The sequence below is a fragment of the Lacisediminihabitans changchengi genome (assembly GCF_016634425.1).
Taxonomy (GTDB): Bacteria; Actinomycetota; Actinomycetes; order Actinomycetales; family Microbacteriaceae; genus Lacisediminihabitans; species Lacisediminihabitans changchengi.
In genome coordinates this window covers 627183-642633 of the sequence record NZ_JAEPES010000001.1, presented here as the reverse complement: position 1 = coordinate 642633, position 15451 = coordinate 627183, and the positions used below count along the sequence as shown (strand labels likewise).

Genomic DNA, 15451 nt, shown 5'->3' with positions numbered 1-15451 from the left:
CCTCCGTCGTCGCGAGGTGGCCACCCGTGCACCCTCATAGGGAAACTCAGGACTCTGGTCGCATCCGCGCCCGACAGGCCCCGCGTGCGGGCCAGAGGCCGACCACAATCCTGAGTTTCCGAAGGTGGGACGCGGGGATGTAGCGGGGCGGCGGTGAGGCGCGGGCTAGAAGCCGAGGCGGCCGAGCTGCTTCGGATCGCGCTGCCAGTCCTTCGCGACCTTCACGCGCAGCGACAGAAACACCTGCTTGCCGACGAGCGGCTCGATCTGAGCCCGAGCCCGGGCGCCCACGTCGGCCAGACGCGAGCCCTGGTGTCCGATGATGATGCCCTTCTGGCTGTCCCGCTCGACGAAGAGGTTGGCGAAGACCTCGACCAGATCCTTGTCGTCTCGCTCGACGATGTCGTCTATGGTCACCGCGATCGAGTGCGGCAGTTCGTCTTCGACGCCCTCGAGCACGGCCTCGCGAATGAGCTCCGAGATCCGCGATTCCAGGCTCTCCTCGGTGACCGAGTCGGCAGGGTACAGCGCGGTCGACACCGGCAGCAGACGGATCAGCTCGGTCGCGAGCGTGTCCAGCTGGATCTTGCTGGTGGCAGACACCGGGATGATCGCCTCCCACTCCCGCAGCTGCGACACCGCCAGCAGCTGGGCCGCCACGGCGGGGCGCGAGGCGGCGTCGATCTTGGTCACGATCGCCACCTTCTTCGCCCGCGGGAACGAGTCGAGCTGCTCGTTGATGTAGCGGTCGCCCGGGCCGATCTTCTCGTCGGCTGGCACGCAGAAGCCGACCACGTCGACGTCGCCGAGGGTCGACTGCACGATGGAGTTGAGCCGCTCCCCGAGCAGTGTGCGCGGGCGGTGCATGCCGGGGGTATCAACCAGGATCAGCTGACCCTGCTCCGAGTGCGCGATGCCCCGGATGGCGCGGCGGGTGGTCTGCGGCTTCGACGAGGTGATCGCGACCTTCTCGCCGACCAGCGCGTTGGTCAGCGTGGACTTGCCCACGTTCGGGCGCCCGACGAAGGAGACGAATCCGGCTCGGAACTCGGCGTCATTCAGCATTGTCGTCTCCAGTGGTGGTGCGGCGGAACGCGGCCTGCGCGTCGAGAAGGGCCTGGTCACGCTCGACCAGCACGGTGCTGAGTCGCTTGCGGCGACCCTCCGTACGGTCGGCGGTAAGGATGAGTCCAGAGTACGTGGCGGTGGAGCCCGGGAGGGGCAGCCTTCCGAGGGCCTTGGTCAGGAGTCCCCCGACCGAGTCGACATCGTCGTCTTCCAGCTCGATGTCGAACAGCTCCCCGAGTTCGTCGACAGGCAGACGTGCGGCCACACGGTAGCGCCCACCCGTGAGGTCCTCGACCTCGGTCACCTCGTGGTCGTACTCGTCGGAGATGTCACCGACCAGCTCCTCGATGAGATCCTCGAGTGTCACCAGCCCGGCGATTCCGCCGTACTCGTCCACCACCATCGCGAGGTGATTCGACTCCAGCTGCATGTGGCGCAGGGTGTCGTCAGCCTTCTTCGATTCGGGGATGAACAGTGCCGTTCGCGCGAGCGAGTCGACGGTCACCCCGTCGAGACCTTTCGGTCGCTCGTAACTGAGGCGCGCGACATCCCGCAGATAGAGGATGCCGATGACCTCATCGACATCCGACCCGATGACCGGCATGCGCGAGACGCCCTTGCTGAGGAACAGTCCCATCGCGGTACCGACGTCTTCGACCGCGTCGATGGTGACCATGTCCGTTCGCGGGATCATCACCTCGCGCACCACGGTGTCGTTGAACTCGAAGATCGAGTGGATGAGCTCGCGATCGTCCTCCTCGAGCACGTCGAGCTCCGTCGCCTCGTCGACCATGCTGAGCAGCTGTTCCTCCGAGGAGAAGGTCGCCGTCCGCCCCGGAGTGACCCGGTTGCCGATGGCGACCAGGGCGGCGGCGATGGGTCCGAGGAACGCCCGGACGGCGTGCACCAGCACCGCCGAGAAACGCATGACCGCACGAGCATGCACCCGACCGACGCTGCGCGGGCTCGACCCGACCAGCACGAAGGAGACCACCGTCATGATGAGCACGGCGATGATCAGTGCCAGCCACCAGTCCAGGCGGTACGCCAGCGCGAGCGACACGAGCACGGCCGCGGCGGTCTCGGCAACCACACGCATGAAGTTGATCGCGTTGATGTGAGCGCCGACATCCGTCGCCATCGCGCTGAGAGCTTTGCGGGACCGCGTTGCGTGCGCCGCCAGCTCGAGCAGGTCGGCGCGAGAGAGCACACTGAGCGCGGAGTCGACCGCGGCGAGGAGGCCGCCGAAGATCACCAGCAGCACGGCCACGCTGATGAAGATCGGAATCACGGCACTACTCCGTCGACTGTTCGGAAGCCGACTGTTCGGAGGTCAGCCGCGGGAAGGTCCATCGCTCCGCATCCGACCCGTCGGAACGGGCGAATGCGGTGAGGATCTCCTTCTGCAGGCCGAACATCTCCTTCTCCTCGTCGGGCTCCGCGTGATCGAAGCCGAGAAGGTGAAGGATGCCGTGGGTCGTCAACAGGAGCATTTCGTCGAGCGGTGAGTGGCCAGCCGCCTCGGCCTGGACGATGGCCACCTGCGGGCAGAGCACGATGTCGCCGAGCAGACCGGCGGGGGTGATCGCATCCTCGGTACCGGGGCGCAGCTCGTCCATCGGAAAGCTCAGCACGTCGGTGGGGCCGGGCTCGTCCATCCACTGCAGGTGCAACTGCTCCATTGCGCCCTCGTCCACGAGCACGATCGCGAGCTCGGCATCGCGGTGCACGTGCAGGCTGTCGAGGGCGAAGGCGGCCAGGCGCAGCAGTGCAGCCTCATCGACGGGGATCGTCGACTCGTTGTTGATCTCGATGGTCATTCTGCGCGTCCTTGGTTTTCGCGGCGGTTTTCCCGCTCGTACCGATCAGCGAGCTTCTCGGAGTCGTACTTGGTGTAGGCGTCGACGATGCGGCCGACCAGGTTGTGCCGCACGACATCCTGGCTGGTCAGGCGCGCGAAGTAGATCTCGTCGATGTTGTCGAGCACGCGGGTCACCAACTGCAGACCGCTCGCGCCCACCGGCAGGTCGACCTGGGTGATGTCACCGGTCACGACCATCTTCGAGCCGTGTCCGAGCCGGGTGAGGAACATCTTCATCTGCTCGGGGCTGGTGTTCTGCGCCTCGTCGAGCACCACGAAGGCCTCGTTCAGGGTGCGCCCGCGCATGTAGGCAAGCGGGGCGACCTCGATGGTGCCGGCAGCGAGCAGCTTCGGCACGATCTCCGGATCCATCATCTCGTTGAGCGCGTCGTACAGCGGGCGCAGATACGGGTCGATCTTGTCGGTGAGGCTTCCGGGCAGGTAGCCCAGTCGCTCGCCGGCCTCGACGGCGGGCCGGGTCAGGATGATGCGGCTCACCTCTTTGCGTTGCAGAGCCTGCACCGCCTTCGCCATCGCCAGGTAGGTCTTGCCGGTACCGGCTGGTCCGATGCCGAACACGATGGTGTTCTCATCGATGGCGTCGACGTAGTCTTTCTGGCCGAGCGTCTTCGGCCGGATGCTCTTGCCTCGGCTGGTGAGGATCGCCTGGCTGAGCAACTCGGCGGGGCTGGACTGGGGGTCGTTGCGGAGCATCTTTGCCGACTCGGTCACTTCCTGCTCGCCAAGGTCGCGGTCGCCGCGCACCATCTCGATCAGCTCGTCGACCAGGCGCACGGCGGCGTGGACCTGATCGGTGTCACCCTCCAGGGTGATCTCATTGCCGCGCACGAGCACGGTGACGAGCGGATACTGCCGCTCGATCGTTTTAAGCAGTCGGTCCTGCGGACCAAGAAGTCGCACCATGGCGACGCCGTCGACGCGCTTCTCAACGCGGTCCGTCGCTCCGGCGACGGGACGGGGAATCGAACGATCAGGCAAGTGAGCCTTCCGGGAGGTGGCCGCCCAGGAGGTGGGCGTGCACGTGGAAAACGGTCTGTCCGACGGACGAACCGGTGTTGAACACGAGACGGTACTCGCCACTTGCGTATTCGTCGGCGAGCTGCTGGGCGATGGCCACGACCTCGGCGAGCAGAGCGGGATCACCGGCGGCGAGCTCGGTGACGTTGCGGTATTCGGAACTCTTCGGCACCACCAGCAGATGCACCGGGGCCTGCGGGGCGATGTCGCGGAACGCGATCACCCGGTCGTTTTCGAAGACGATGTCGGCCGGAATAGCGCGCTCCACAATGAGCTCGAAGACTGTTTTCTCGGGAGCGGACATGCGACCAATCTTAAGTGAGAGGCCCACCCCGGCGCGCGGTCGTTCGCTGTCAGCGGTGCTCGCTACCAGCGGCCGAGCTTCGCGCTGAGCACCGCGATCGCGGCTGGCCCCGCGGTGGAGGTGCGCAACACGTTGTCGCCGAGCCGCACCAGCTCAGCGCCCGCACCCTCGAGCCGTGACAGCTCGGGAGGCGCGATTCCGCCCTCCGGTCCGACGACGACGACGAGGTCGCGGCCGTCCAGGTCGAGTCCGCTGAGCGTCCCGCTCGCGGTCGGGTCGAGTACGAGCATCCGCGTCTCTTTGGCCAGGAGGGCGAGCTGAGGAGTGGAGACGAGGTCGCCCACCTCGGGGATCCACCCGCGCACCGACTGCTTGGTCGCCTCCCGCACGATCGCCATCCAGCGGTCGCGGCCCTTGCGCACCTTAGGGCCCTCCCACTTGGAGATCGATCGCTGCGCCGACCACGGGATCACCCCGTCCACGCCGAGCTCGGTGGCCTGCTGCACCGCGTATTCGTCCCGGTCGCCCTTCGCGAGCGCCTGGGCGAGCCAGATCGCGGGGCTCACCGGGGCGACGGATGACACCCGCTCGACCTTCACGACGAACTCGGTCGGCGCGGCACTCACCACCTCACCGGTCGCGACGAAACCGGACCCGTTGCCGATCGCGATGGACTCCCCCACCTGGATGCGACTCACCGTGACGGCGTGCTTCGCCTCGGAGCCGGTGACCGAGATCTGCGCGCCGATCTCGACGGGCTCGAGGTCTTCGCTGAGATAGAAGTGCGCCATGCGGTGAGGGGTCCCTTCGGAAACTCAGGAAAGTGGTCAAGGCCCCGAGGACGGATTCCCCGAACTCCGGGCGCGCATCGGCAGCACATGACCATTGTCCTGAGTTTCCGAACCCCCCGGGTCGGGCGGAGCTGGCTAGATGTTGAGGAAGCGGTCGCGCAGCTTCTGGAACAGGCCCTGCTGGAAGTGTGTCAGCGTCGGTGCGGCCGGCTTGCGCAGGTCGGCGAACTGCTTCATCAGGTTCTGTTCCTTGTGGTTCAGCTTCGTGGGTGTCGCCACCTGAATGCCGATCTTCAGGTCACCGCGACCGTTGCCGCGCAGACGGGTGATGCCGCGATCCTTGACCGTGATCACCTCCGCGCTCTGCGTGCCCGGCTTGATGTCGAAACTGACCTCACCATCCAGGGTCTTCAGCGTGGTCTTGGTGCCGAGGATGGCATCCGTCATCTGCACCTCAAGGGTGGCGAGCAGGTCGTCCCCGTTGCGGCTGAAGACGTCGTGGTGGCGCACCTTGATCTCGAGGTACAGGTCGCCGTTCTGGCCGCCGGCCGGCCCGACCTCGCCCTGGTTCGGCAGCTGAAGGCGCAGTCCTGTGTCGACACCGGCGGGGATGTCGACGGGGATGCTGCGGCGGGCGCGCACGCGACCCTGACCCTGGCAGGTGCCGCAGGGGTTCGGGATGACGGTGCCGTAGCCGCGGCAGGTACCGCAGGGGCTCGAGGTCATCACGTTGCCGAGGAGGCTGCGCACGGTGCGCTGAATCTGTCCGCTGCCGTGGCAGATGTCACAGGTGACCGGCTGGGTTCCCGGCGCGCAGCACGAACCGTTGCAGGTCTCGCAGAGGATGGCGGTGTCCACCTCGATGTCGCGGGTGGTGCCGAAGATCACGTCGTCGAGGTCGACCTCGACGCGCACCAGGGCGTCCTGGCCGCGCTCGCGACGAGACCGGGGCCCGCGGGTCTGCTGACCTCCCCCGAAGAACGTCTCGAAGATGTCGCCGAATCCGCCGAAGTTGCCGCCGCCGCCGCCGAAACCGGCCTGGGGTCCGGCGTCGAACTGCTGGCGCTGCTGCGGGTCGGAGAGCACGTCGTACGCGTGGGTGACGAGTTTGAAGCGTTCGGAGGCATCCGCCCCCGGGTTCACGTCGGGGTGCAGCTCGCGCGCCAAGCGCCGGTACGCCTTCTTGATCTCGTCGGCGGAGGCGTTCCGGTCGACGCCGAGTACTTCGTAGTGGTCTGCCACAGTGATCCTTTACATTTCCGGCGCAGCATCGACGGCTGTCTGCCGGTCGATGACGCCGATGTCAGTTCTCGCCGAGAAGGCGGGAAAGATAGCGGGCGACGGCTCGCACCGCCGCCATGTTGTTCGAGTAGTCCATGCGGGTCGGGCCGAGCACGCCCAGACGAGATAGTTCACCACCCGAGGTCGAGTATCCGCTGGTAAGCACGGACGTCTCCCCGAGCCCGAACGAGGCGTTCTCCTGCCCGATCGAGACGGCGAAACCGTTCTGATCCGGCGCCATTTCACCGAACAGGCGAAGCAGGGTGACCTGCTCCTCGATCGCCTCGAGCACCGGGTAGATGCTCCCGGTGAAGTCTTCTTCTGTCCGCACCAGGTTCGCCGCGCCGGCCATGACCAGCTTGTCCGCGCGGTTGGCGAGCACCTGATCGATCAGGGCGATGGTGATCAGTTCGACGGTCGGAGCGTCCTCCCGCGAGAACTGGGTCGGCAGCGTGGCGAGTTTCTCCGCGGCCTCGGCGAGCCCGAGGCCGCCGAGACTCGAATTCAGCTTCGCGCGCAGTTCGTCGAAGAACGGATCGGTGAGTCCGGTCGGGATATCGATGAGCCGTTGCTCGACCCGGCCGGTGTCGGTGATCAGCACCGTCATCATCCGGCCGGAAGCCAGGCGCACCAATTCGATGTGACGGATGCGCGACCGGCTGAGCGACGGATACTGAACCAGAGCGACCTGATGCGTCAGCTGCGAGAGCAGGCGCACGGTGCGGCTGAGCACCTCGTCGAGGTCGGTGGACGCGCCGAGAAAGGTCTCGATCGCCGTGCGCTGAGCGGATGTCAGTGGGCGCAGATCGGCGAGCTGGTCGACGAAGACACGGTAGCCCTTGTCTGTCGGGATGCGACCGGACGAGGTGTGCGGGGCTGCGATCAGCTCCTCTTCTTCGAGCAGGGCCATGTCATTGCGGATTGTCGCGGCAGACACCCCGAACGAGTAGCGATCGACGATCGACTTCGACCCGACCGGTTCGCGAGAGGCGATGTAGTCCTGCACGATGACCCGCAGCACTTCGAGACTGCGTTCGGAAACCACGGGCACCACCTCTCGAATCACGCGCGAGCTGTTAGCACTCGCCTCCTCAGACTGCCAATTGTACCGCGAGAAATAGCGGCTCAGCCATTGCACGGCGCGCCGCTGAAGCGCTAGCTTATGCACGTGTTCACACCGGCGTGTCACACGCTGTGCGCACGAAGGCCAGTCCGACCCGTTTCCCACCGCAGCATGTCGAAAGGCACACGAGATGACCCAACCACCTCCCGCGGCTCCGGCCCCTCAACCGGCCGTGCCGCTGTCCGAGGCCGAAGACCGGCAGTGGGCGTCGTTTGCTCACCTCGGCGGCATCCTCAGCATCCTGCCGTCACTCATCATCTTCCTTGTCTTCAAGGACCGTGGGACGTTTACTCGGCAGGAGTCCAAAGAGGCGCTGAATTTCCAGATCACCATCCTGATCGCGGAGATCGTGCTCGGGATCGTCGGCACGATCCTCTCGGTCGCTCTGCTGTTCGTGACCTACGGCGGAAGCTCGATCTTCGGCGGACTCGGCTGGATCGCCTGGCTCATCGGCCTGATCTTCTCGATCATCGCCTTCACCAAGGCGAAGGATGGCATCGCCTACCGGTACCCGTTCAACTTCCGCTTCATCAAGTAGCTTTCGTCGCACGAGGCCCGGCGCAGTTCGCGCCGGGCTTCTTGCTTTAATGGGCCCATGTCAGATACCACGCCGACCGCAGTCCCGCCCCTCTCCGCGAGCGACGAGCGCCTCTGGGCGACCCTCATCCACGTCGGCGGCATCGTCTTCCATTTCCTGCCCGCCCTGATCGGGTATCTCGTGCTCAGGGATCGCGGCGCCTTCATCCACCAGCAGACCCGCACCGCGCTGAACTTCCAACTCACGGTTTTGGCCGGCTACATCGTCGGAATCTTCACCAGCTGGTTCATCGTCGGCCTGTTGGTGTTGCTGGCGGTCGCCGCGCTCAACATCGTGTTCAGCGTGATCGCCGCCGTCGCCGCCAACACGGGCGAGCACTACGAGTACCCGCTGGCGATCCGTTTCATCCGCTAGCGCGTCAGTCTTCGGCGAGCAGCCGCCGCACCACCAGGTCGGCGAGCAGCCGCCCCTTCAGCGTCAGTTCGATCGTGCCGCGAATGGCTGCGCGCGGATCGACGAGTTCTTCGGCGATCAGGCCGGCGACCGCCGTGCGACCGGATGCCGTCAGCTCCCGCACCGCGATCCCCTCACGGATCCGCGACCCCAGTAACACCCGCTCGACGCGTCGCGTCTCGGCATCGAGCGTCTCGCGGCCCGCCGCCGGGGACACGCCTGCGAGCATCCGCTCGGCGTAGGCGGCCGGATGCTTCACGTTCCACCAGCGAACACCGCCGACGTGACTGTGGGCACCCGGGCCGATTCCCCACCAATCGTGGCCCTGCCAGTAGGCGAGATTGTGGCGCGAGCGATGCTCGGCCAGGTCTTCTGCGGACTCGCCGCCCGTGATCGGGTCGGCCACGGTATCCGTCGCCACCGGCTCGGTGCGCTTTGCCCAGTTGCTGACCTCGTACCACTCGTAGCCCGCGTCGGCGAGCAGACGGTCGGCGAGCTCGTACATGTCGGCCTGGAGGTCGTCGTCGGGTTGGGCGACCTCGCCGCGCCGGATCTGGCGGGCGAGCTTGGTGCCGTCTTCGACGATGAGCGCGTAGGCGGAGATGTGGTCAGGACGCTGCGCGATCGCGTGCTCGAGGGAGGCGCGCCAATCGTCGAGCGACTCCCCCGGCGTGCCGTAGATGAGGTCGAGGCTGACATCGAGTCCCGCCTCGCGAGCCCATTCGACGACCAGCGGCACGCGAGCCGGGTCGTGAGTGCGCTCGAGGGTGGCGAGCACGTGCGGCACGGCGGACTGCATGCCGAACGAGACCCGGGTGAACCCGGCGGCCGCCAACTCGAGCAGGTAGGCGGCATCGACGGAGTCGGGGTTCGCCTCGGTGGTGACCTCGGCGCCGGGCGCGAGGGACCAGGTGTTGCTCACGGCCGCGAGCATCGCAGCAAGATCGGTCGCGGGCAGCATGGTCGGCGTGCCGCCGCCGAAGAAGACGGTGGAGACATCGCGATGCGGGAGCCCAGAGAGCACGCTGCCGGCGAGGGCGACCTCGGCGATGGCCTGGCCGGCGTAGTCGGTGCGCTTGGCGCCCCGAAGCTCGTCCGACGTGTAGGTGTTGAAATCACAATAGCCACAGCGCACGCGGCAGAAAGGTACGTGCAGGTACACGCCGAAGTTGCGGTCGTTCACACCGTCCGCGACGGAAGCGGGCAGGAGCCCATCGGCTGGGGCCGGATCGGCGAGGGGGAGGGCGCTGGGCATTAGCCAATTATCCCCGGCCTACGTGGTGCTCCCGCCGCCCGCCCTCGCGGGAAACTCAGGACGACGGTCACGCACACCGCAGTGCTACGCCCGTGCGACCGGCTCGCTATGACCAGAGTCCTGAGTTTCCGTTACGGCCGCCGAGAAGGTTAGGAGATCTTGCCCGCCAGGGAACGGAAGTAACGGTGGGTGTAGAAGGCTTGAGACAGCCGCAACACGGGGTAGACCATCCACCAGAATGCGTTCGATGGCCGCGAGAACGCGCGAATCTCGAGCCACACCGTGCCGTCCGGCCCGCGCTCGACGATGAAGGACTCTTCGCCAGACTCGGGATGTCCGGCGATAGTCCCGTAGGCGAAGCCCTTGCGATCCGGTTCGTCGATTACGTACACGACGCGGGCCGGGGCCCCGACGCGGAACGGCCCGAACGGGATACCGAGCAGAGCGGTGTCTCCGGGCACGATGAGGTGCTCGCCATCCGAGGGAGCTGCGCCCACCACCGCGGCGGTGAGCGGCTCCCCCGCGTCATCGAATCGCACGGGGGTGTAGGTGAGATCGGTGACGGCCGCGGGGCTATCGGTGAGCGTGACGCGGAATCCGCTGCGGCGTTGGATGCCCCAGGTGAGCACGGCGTTCCAGGCGAACTGCCAGCGCGCATCACCGTGCCCGATGCGCTCCCTGCCCTCGTATGGCCGGTAACCGACCGGCGGGTAGCTCATCAGGTCGGGAGCCTTAGTGCCGCCGACCGCGGCGTAGCTCACCGGCCGCTGCCACAGCGCAACGCTGTTCATCGGGGGCTCGCCGACCGTCGGGCACAGTTCGGGCTCATGCGGACAGAATACGCGGGGTTTCTACCCCCGCCCATCCCTGCCCGAGCGACGCATCCTTCGGAAACTCAGGAAACGGGTCACGGAACACTCACGCTCGGCACCTCAGCGCGGCGCCGCTCGACCACAGTCCTGAGTTTCCGAAGGCGCCCGGTGGGGAGTTTCGCGTCCGCTAGCGGGGCGACTGGCCGTGGATCGCCAGACGAAGCAGCGCCGCGATGCCGCCGATCACAAAGAGGCCGAGCGCGAGATTCGATTCGTAACGGTTTGTCGCGCCGAGCCCGACCAACCCGAGGACTATGCAGATCGGCGCAACGACGACGAGAAGGGTCTGAGCCGTAGCTGATTTCATCTCACGAAACTAGCTGACGAAGCGCTACTTCTCTTTCTTTTTCGCCTCGGTGTCACCAGACAGCGCGGCGATGAAGGCCTCCTGCGGCACCTCGACGCGGCCGACCATCTTCATGCGCTTCTTGCCCTCTTTCTGCTTCTCGAGCAGCTTGCGCTTACGGGTGATGTCACCGCCATAGCACTTAGCGAGAACGTCTTTGCGCATGGCGCTAATCGACTCGCGGGCGATGATGCGCGCACCGATCGCCGCCTGAATCGGCACCTCGAACTGCTGGCGCGGGATGAGCTTCTTGAGCCGCTCCGTCATCAGCACGCCGTAGGCGTACGCCTTCTCACGGTGAACGATCGCGCTGAACGCGTCAACGGCCTCGCCCTGCAGCAGGATGTCGACCTTCACCAGGTCCGCGTCCTGCTCCCCGGTGGGCTCGTAATCGAGCGACGCGTAGCCCTGCGTGCGACTCTTCAGCTGATCGAAGAAGTCGAACACGATCTCGCCGAGCGGCATCGTGTAGTGAAGCTCGACCCGGTCTTCGCCGACGTATTCCATGCCGTTCATGGTTCCGCGCCGGCCCTGGCACAGCTCCATGACGGTGCCGACGAAGTCTTTCGGGGTCAGGATCGACGCCTTCACGATCGGCTCGCTCACCGACGAGATCTTGCCGCCGGGAAACTCGCTCGGGTTGGTGACCGTGGTGCGCTTCTTGTCTTCGGTGGTGACCTCGTAGATCACCGACGGCGCGGTCGCGATCAGGTCGAGGCCGAACTCGCGCTCCAGCCGCTCGGTGACGATCTCGAGGTGCAACAGCCCGAGGAATCCGCAGCGGAAGCCGAAACCGAGGGCAACGGATGTCTCGGGCTCATACACGAGCGCTGCATCGCTGAGCTTCAACTTGTCGAGCGCCTCGCGCAGCACCGGATAGTCGGAACCATCGATCGGATACAGCCCGGAGAAGACCATCGGCATCGGCTCCGAATACCCCTGCAACGCGACCGTGGCGGGCTTTGCGAACGAGGTGACGGTGTCGCCCACCTTCGACAGCCGGACATCCTTCACCCCGGTGATCAGGTAGCCGACCTCGCCGACTCCGAGCCCCTTGGTCGGCGTCGGCTCCGGTGCGCTCACGCCGATCTCGAGCACCTCATGAGCGCTCTTGGTGCTCATCATCATGATCTTCTCGCGCGGGCTGAGCTTGCCATCGATCATGCGCACGTAGGTGATGACTCCGCGGTAGGCGTCGTACACGGAGTCGAAGATCATTGCGCGGGCCGGGGCCGCCGCGTCTCCGGTCGGTGCCGGGATGCGGCGGACCGCCTCATCGAGCAACTCCGGCACGCCGATGCCGGTCTTGCCCGACACCAGCAGGATGTCTTCGGGCTTGCACCCGATCAGGCCGACGATCTCCTTGATGTACTTCTCGGGGTCGGCTGCCGGCAGGTCGATCTTGTTCAGCACCGGGATGATCGCGAGGTCGTTCTCGAGGGCCAGGTACAGGTTGGCGAGCGTCTGAGCCTCGATGCCCTGCGCCGCGTCGACCAGCAGAATCGCGCCCTCGCAGGCGGCGAGCGACCGCGACACCTCGTAGGTGAAGTCGACGTGGCCGGGGGTGTCGATCATGTTGAGCGCGAAGGTAGTGCCGTCGAGCTCCCACGGCATGCGCACCGCCTGGCTCTTGATGGTGATTCCGCGCTCGCGCTCGATGTCCATGCGGTCGAGGTACTGAGCCCGCATATCGCGATCGCTGACCACTCCGGTGATCTGCAGCATCCGGTCGGCGAGCGTCGACTTGCCGTGGTCGATGTGCGCGATGATGCAGAAATTGCGGATGAAGGCGGGGTCGGTCGATGCCGGCTCGAGGGCCTTCACTGCTCTGGGGCTCACGCAATTCCTCTGTCTGTGCTGGGGGTGCCACACGGCGCAAACGCACCGGACGGTCAATTGTCCCATGACGGAGAACCGCCGCGGCACGGGCGCAGGAATACGAACACCTCCGCTGCCGTTAGGGCCAGATGGCCGCGGACACATTCCGCACGACACATTCCGCAATCGGATTACCGCCTCGACCCCACGAACAGAAAGATTGACCCGTGACTGCTCCCGCTACCGTCGATGCCGCCCGCACTTCTCGCGATGGCTGGCGCGCCGCGCGCCGCGCCCGCGTCACCGGCCCACAGGGCGACCTCGCCCTCATCGAGACCCGCTGGCTGAACGCCGGCGAGACGGTGACGGATGCCGCGGCGCTCGAAGGTCAGCCAGACACCGTCACCGTGACTCGCCTCCACCGCCTCGACCTCGACACCGGTGGTCCGCAGGAGGGGATCCGCCTCTGGGACGCGAACTCCCCGGCCATCCAGCACTTCGACGAGGTGCCGGTCTTCCCGTTCAATCCCGACTGGGTGATCGAGGCCGAGTTCACCCACGTCGGCGCCGACCGCACCGTGGCGTTCGAGCACCTGCGCGACAACGGCAGCACGCGCGAATTGGCCGTGCCCGGGGACATCCGTTTCAGCCGCGACGGAGTCGACTACACGCTCAGCGCGTTCGATGACGGCGGCGTTCTGCTGCTCGTCTTTGCCGACCCGACCAACCAGCTGCCGTTCGCCGAGGGCGGGACCTATCCGTCGGGCCGGTTCCTGTTCGTGGAGCGTCCGGAGGGCAGCGACTTCGACAGCGAAGGTCGCGTGGTGCTCGACTTCAACAAGGCTTTCGTACCGCCGTGCGGCTTCAGCGACCAGTACAACTGCCCGCTGCCGCCCAAGCAGAACCGCTTCACCGTGCCCATCGAAGCCGGCGAGCGCGACATCGTCTTCGCTGACGGTTTCGAGAACCACTAGACGCACCAGCACCAGACGCACCAGCACTAGACGCACCACCACCAGCCGTAGCAGCACGAGACGCACCAGACCCGACACAGCACTGGAGATCCACCCGTGAAGAAAGCACCACTCCTGATAGGCATCGCCCTGACCGCTACGCTCGCCCTCGCGGGGTGCGCGGCGAGCGGGTCGAGCGGAAGCGGCACCGGCAACGGAACCGGCAAGAACGCGACCATCGAGATCGGCTCCGTCTACGAGCCGCAGAACCTCGACAACACCGCCGGCGGTGGCCAGGGCGTGACCGAAGCACTCAGCGGCAACGTCTACGAGGGGTTGTTCAGGCTCACCGACGATGGCAAGGTCGAGAACCTGCTCGCCAAGGATTACACCGCCTCAGCAGACGGCCTCACCTACACCTTCACGCTGCGGAGCGGCGTGAAGTTCCACTCCGGCGCGACGCTCACCTCGAAAGACGTGAAGTTCAGCATCGAGAAGGTGCTCTCCGACACGTCGCAGTCGGCCCGCAAGTCGAGCCTCGCGCCGATCGCCTCGGTCGCGACGCCGGATGACTCCACCGTCGTCATCACCCTCAAGGGTCGCTCGATCTCGCTGCCGTACAACCTCAGTTACGTGTCGATCTACAACCACGCGGCCAAGAACTTCACCAAGTCCGAAGACGGCACCGGCCCCTACGAGCTCGACCAGTGGAAGCGCGGAAGCACCCTGAGCCTGACGCGATTCGACGGATACTGGGGCACCAAGGCGAAGAACGCCGAGGTGGTCTTCAACTACTTCTCCGACGCGACGGCGCTGAACAACGCGCTGCTGACGAACGCGGTCGACATCGTCACCAGCGAGCAGAGCCCGGACGCGCTGAGCCAGTTCACCTCGAACAACGACTACACGGTCAGCGACGGCAAGTCGACGACGAAGCTGCTGCTGGCCTTCAACGACAAGGTCGCACCGTTCAATAACGTGCTGGTGCGCAAGGCGGTCACCTCGGCCATCGACAACAAGAAGCTGCTCAGCTCCATCTGGGGCAAGTACGGCACCCTGACCGGGTCGATGGTTCCGCCGAGCGACCCCTGGTACGAGAACCTCACGAGTGTGAACCCCTACGACCCGTCGCTCGCCAAGAAAGAACTGGCGCAGGCCGGTCTGCCGAACGGCTTCACCTTCACCCTCGACACCCCGAACTACGACCCGCACCCCGCTGCTGCCGAGTTCATCAAGAGCGAGCTAGCCAATATCGGCGTCACGGTGACGATCAACACCATCACGGCCGACGAGTGGTACTCGAAGGTGTACAAGGCACATGACTTCGTCGCCACCCTGCAGGAGCACGTCAACGACCGCGACGTGGTCTTCTACGGGAACCCCGACTTCTACTGGGGCTACGACAACACGCAAGTGACCCAGTGGATCGGTGATGCCGAGCAGGCGACCAGCACCGCCGACCAGACGGCCCTGCTGAAGAAGGCCAACGAGCAGATAGTCGCCGATGCTGCGAGTGACTGGCTCTACCTCTACCCGCAGATCGTCGTGGCGTCGTCGACGCTCAGCGGCTACCCGATCAACGGGTTGAACTCGCAGTTCTACGCCTACGACATCGTTAAGAAGTAGTACTTAGCGAAGTAGTACCAACGGGGCGCGCCGCCATGACCGGGCGGCGCGCTACCGTGGATATGCCCATGATGAACACACAGCAATTTCGGACGACCTGCCAATACGACATACCGGCGGGGGC

At 65.8% G+C, this 15451-nt stretch carries 15 protein-coding genes and 1 pseudogene; 4 read left to right on the top strand and 12 right to left on the bottom strand.

Annotated elements, in window-relative coordinates; all coding sequences use genetic code 11:
- Positions 1-165: 165 nt before the first annotated feature.
- The 8 genes and pseudogenes from era to hrcA form a co-directional block, all read right to left on the bottom strand.
- Positions 166-1065: a GTPase Era gene (era, locus tag IV501_RS03040; RefSeq protein ID WP_200554922.1), complete on the bottom strand. Its 900-nt coding sequence runs from the start codon at positions 1063-1065 to the stop codon at positions 166-168.
- Positions 1055-2359 (bottom strand): hemolysin family protein, encoded by a 1305-nt coding sequence (locus tag IV501_RS03035; RefSeq protein ID WP_307812149.1) that lies wholly within the window; start codon positions 2357-2359, stop codon positions 1055-1057. Before IV501_RS03035 ends, era begins: the two co-directional genes overlap by 11 nt.
- A gap of 79 nt (positions 2360-2438) precedes the next feature.
- Positions 2439-2888: pseudogene (ybeY, locus tag IV501_RS03030) on the bottom strand (rRNA maturation RNase YbeY); the annotation flags it as partial.
- A complete protein-coding gene (locus IV501_RS03025) occupies positions 2885-3853 on the bottom strand; it encodes a PhoH family protein (protein ID WP_200555413.1) in 969 nt (322 codons plus the stop codon). The pseudogene ybeY and the gene IV501_RS03025, both read right to left, overlap by 4 nt.
- A 67-nt stretch (positions 3854-3920) precedes the next feature.
- Positions 3921-4271: a histidine triad nucleotide-binding protein gene (locus IV501_RS03020; protein WP_200554920.1), complete on the bottom strand. Its 351-nt coding sequence runs from the start codon at positions 4269-4271 to the stop codon at positions 3921-3923.
- A gap of 62 nt (positions 4272-4333) precedes the next feature.
- Positions 4334-5062 (bottom strand): 16S rRNA (uracil(1498)-N(3))-methyltransferase, encoded by a 729-nt coding sequence (locus tag IV501_RS03015; RefSeq protein WP_200554919.1) that lies wholly within the window; start codon positions 5060-5062, stop codon positions 4334-4336.
- A gap of 135 nt (positions 5063-5197) precedes the next feature.
- On the bottom strand, positions 5198-6304 hold the full coding sequence (dnaJ, locus tag IV501_RS03010; protein ID WP_200554918.1) for a molecular chaperone DnaJ: 1107 nt from the start codon (positions 6302-6304) through the stop codon (positions 5198-5200).
- Between the two features lie 61 nt (positions 6305-6365).
- Entirely contained in the window at positions 6366-7388 is a 1023-nt protein-coding gene (gene hrcA, locus IV501_RS03005; RefSeq protein WP_200554917.1) for a heat-inducible transcriptional repressor HrcA, read from the bottom strand.
- Positions 7389-7596: 208 nt separating this feature from the next.
- Here hrcA and IV501_RS03000 point away from each other — a divergent pair, with 208 nt between their 5' ends.
- Positions 7597-8004, top strand: a complete 408-nt coding sequence (locus IV501_RS03000) for a DUF4870 domain-containing protein (RefSeq protein WP_200554916.1) — start codon at positions 7597-7599, stop codon at positions 8002-8004.
- 57 nt (positions 8005-8061) lie between these two features.
- Complete coding sequence (locus IV501_RS02995) at positions 8062-8418, top strand: DUF4870 domain-containing protein (RefSeq protein ID WP_200554915.1); 357 nt, start codon at positions 8062-8064, stop codon at positions 8416-8418.
- Between the two features lie 4 nt (positions 8419-8422).
- On the opposite strand, the gene IV501_RS02990 is transcribed toward IV501_RS02995, so the two are convergent.
- The 4 genes from IV501_RS02990 to lepA all read right to left on the bottom strand — a co-directional run bounded on the left by IV501_RS02990 (position 8423) and on the right by lepA (position 12769).
- Positions 8423-9712 (bottom strand): coproporphyrinogen-III oxidase family protein, encoded by a 1290-nt coding sequence (locus tag IV501_RS02990; RefSeq protein ID WP_200554914.1) that lies wholly within the window; start codon positions 9710-9712, stop codon positions 8423-8425.
- Positions 9713-9861: 149 nt separating this feature from the next.
- Positions 9862-10503: a DUF1990 domain-containing protein gene (locus tag IV501_RS02985; protein WP_200554913.1), complete on the bottom strand. Its 642-nt coding sequence runs from the start codon at positions 10501-10503 to the stop codon at positions 9862-9864.
- A gap of 208 nt (positions 10504-10711) precedes the next feature.
- A complete protein-coding gene (locus tag IV501_RS02980; RefSeq protein WP_200554912.1) occupies positions 10712-10891 on the bottom strand; it encodes a hypothetical protein in 180 nt (59 codons plus the stop codon).
- Between the two features lie 24 nt (positions 10892-10915).
- Positions 10916-12769: a translation elongation factor 4 gene (lepA, locus tag IV501_RS02975; protein WP_200554911.1), complete on the bottom strand. Its 1854-nt coding sequence runs from the start codon at positions 12767-12769 to the stop codon at positions 10916-10918.
- A 206-nt stretch (positions 12770-12975) separates the two neighbouring features.
- Between lepA and IV501_RS02970 the strand changes: the two genes are divergently transcribed.
- Together IV501_RS02970 and IV501_RS02965 are read left to right on the top strand one after the other, a co-directional pair.
- The gene (locus IV501_RS02970; protein WP_200554910.1) at positions 12976-13722 is read left to right on the top strand and encodes a DUF1684 domain-containing protein; all 747 of its coding nucleotides are present in this window, start codon (positions 12976-12978) and stop codon (positions 13720-13722) included.
- 96 nt (positions 13723-13818) lie between these two features.
- Positions 13819-15327 (top strand): ABC transporter substrate-binding protein, encoded by a 1509-nt coding sequence (locus IV501_RS02965; protein ID WP_200554909.1) that lies wholly within the window; start codon positions 13819-13821, stop codon positions 15325-15327.
- Positions 15328-15451: the final 124 nt, after the last annotated feature.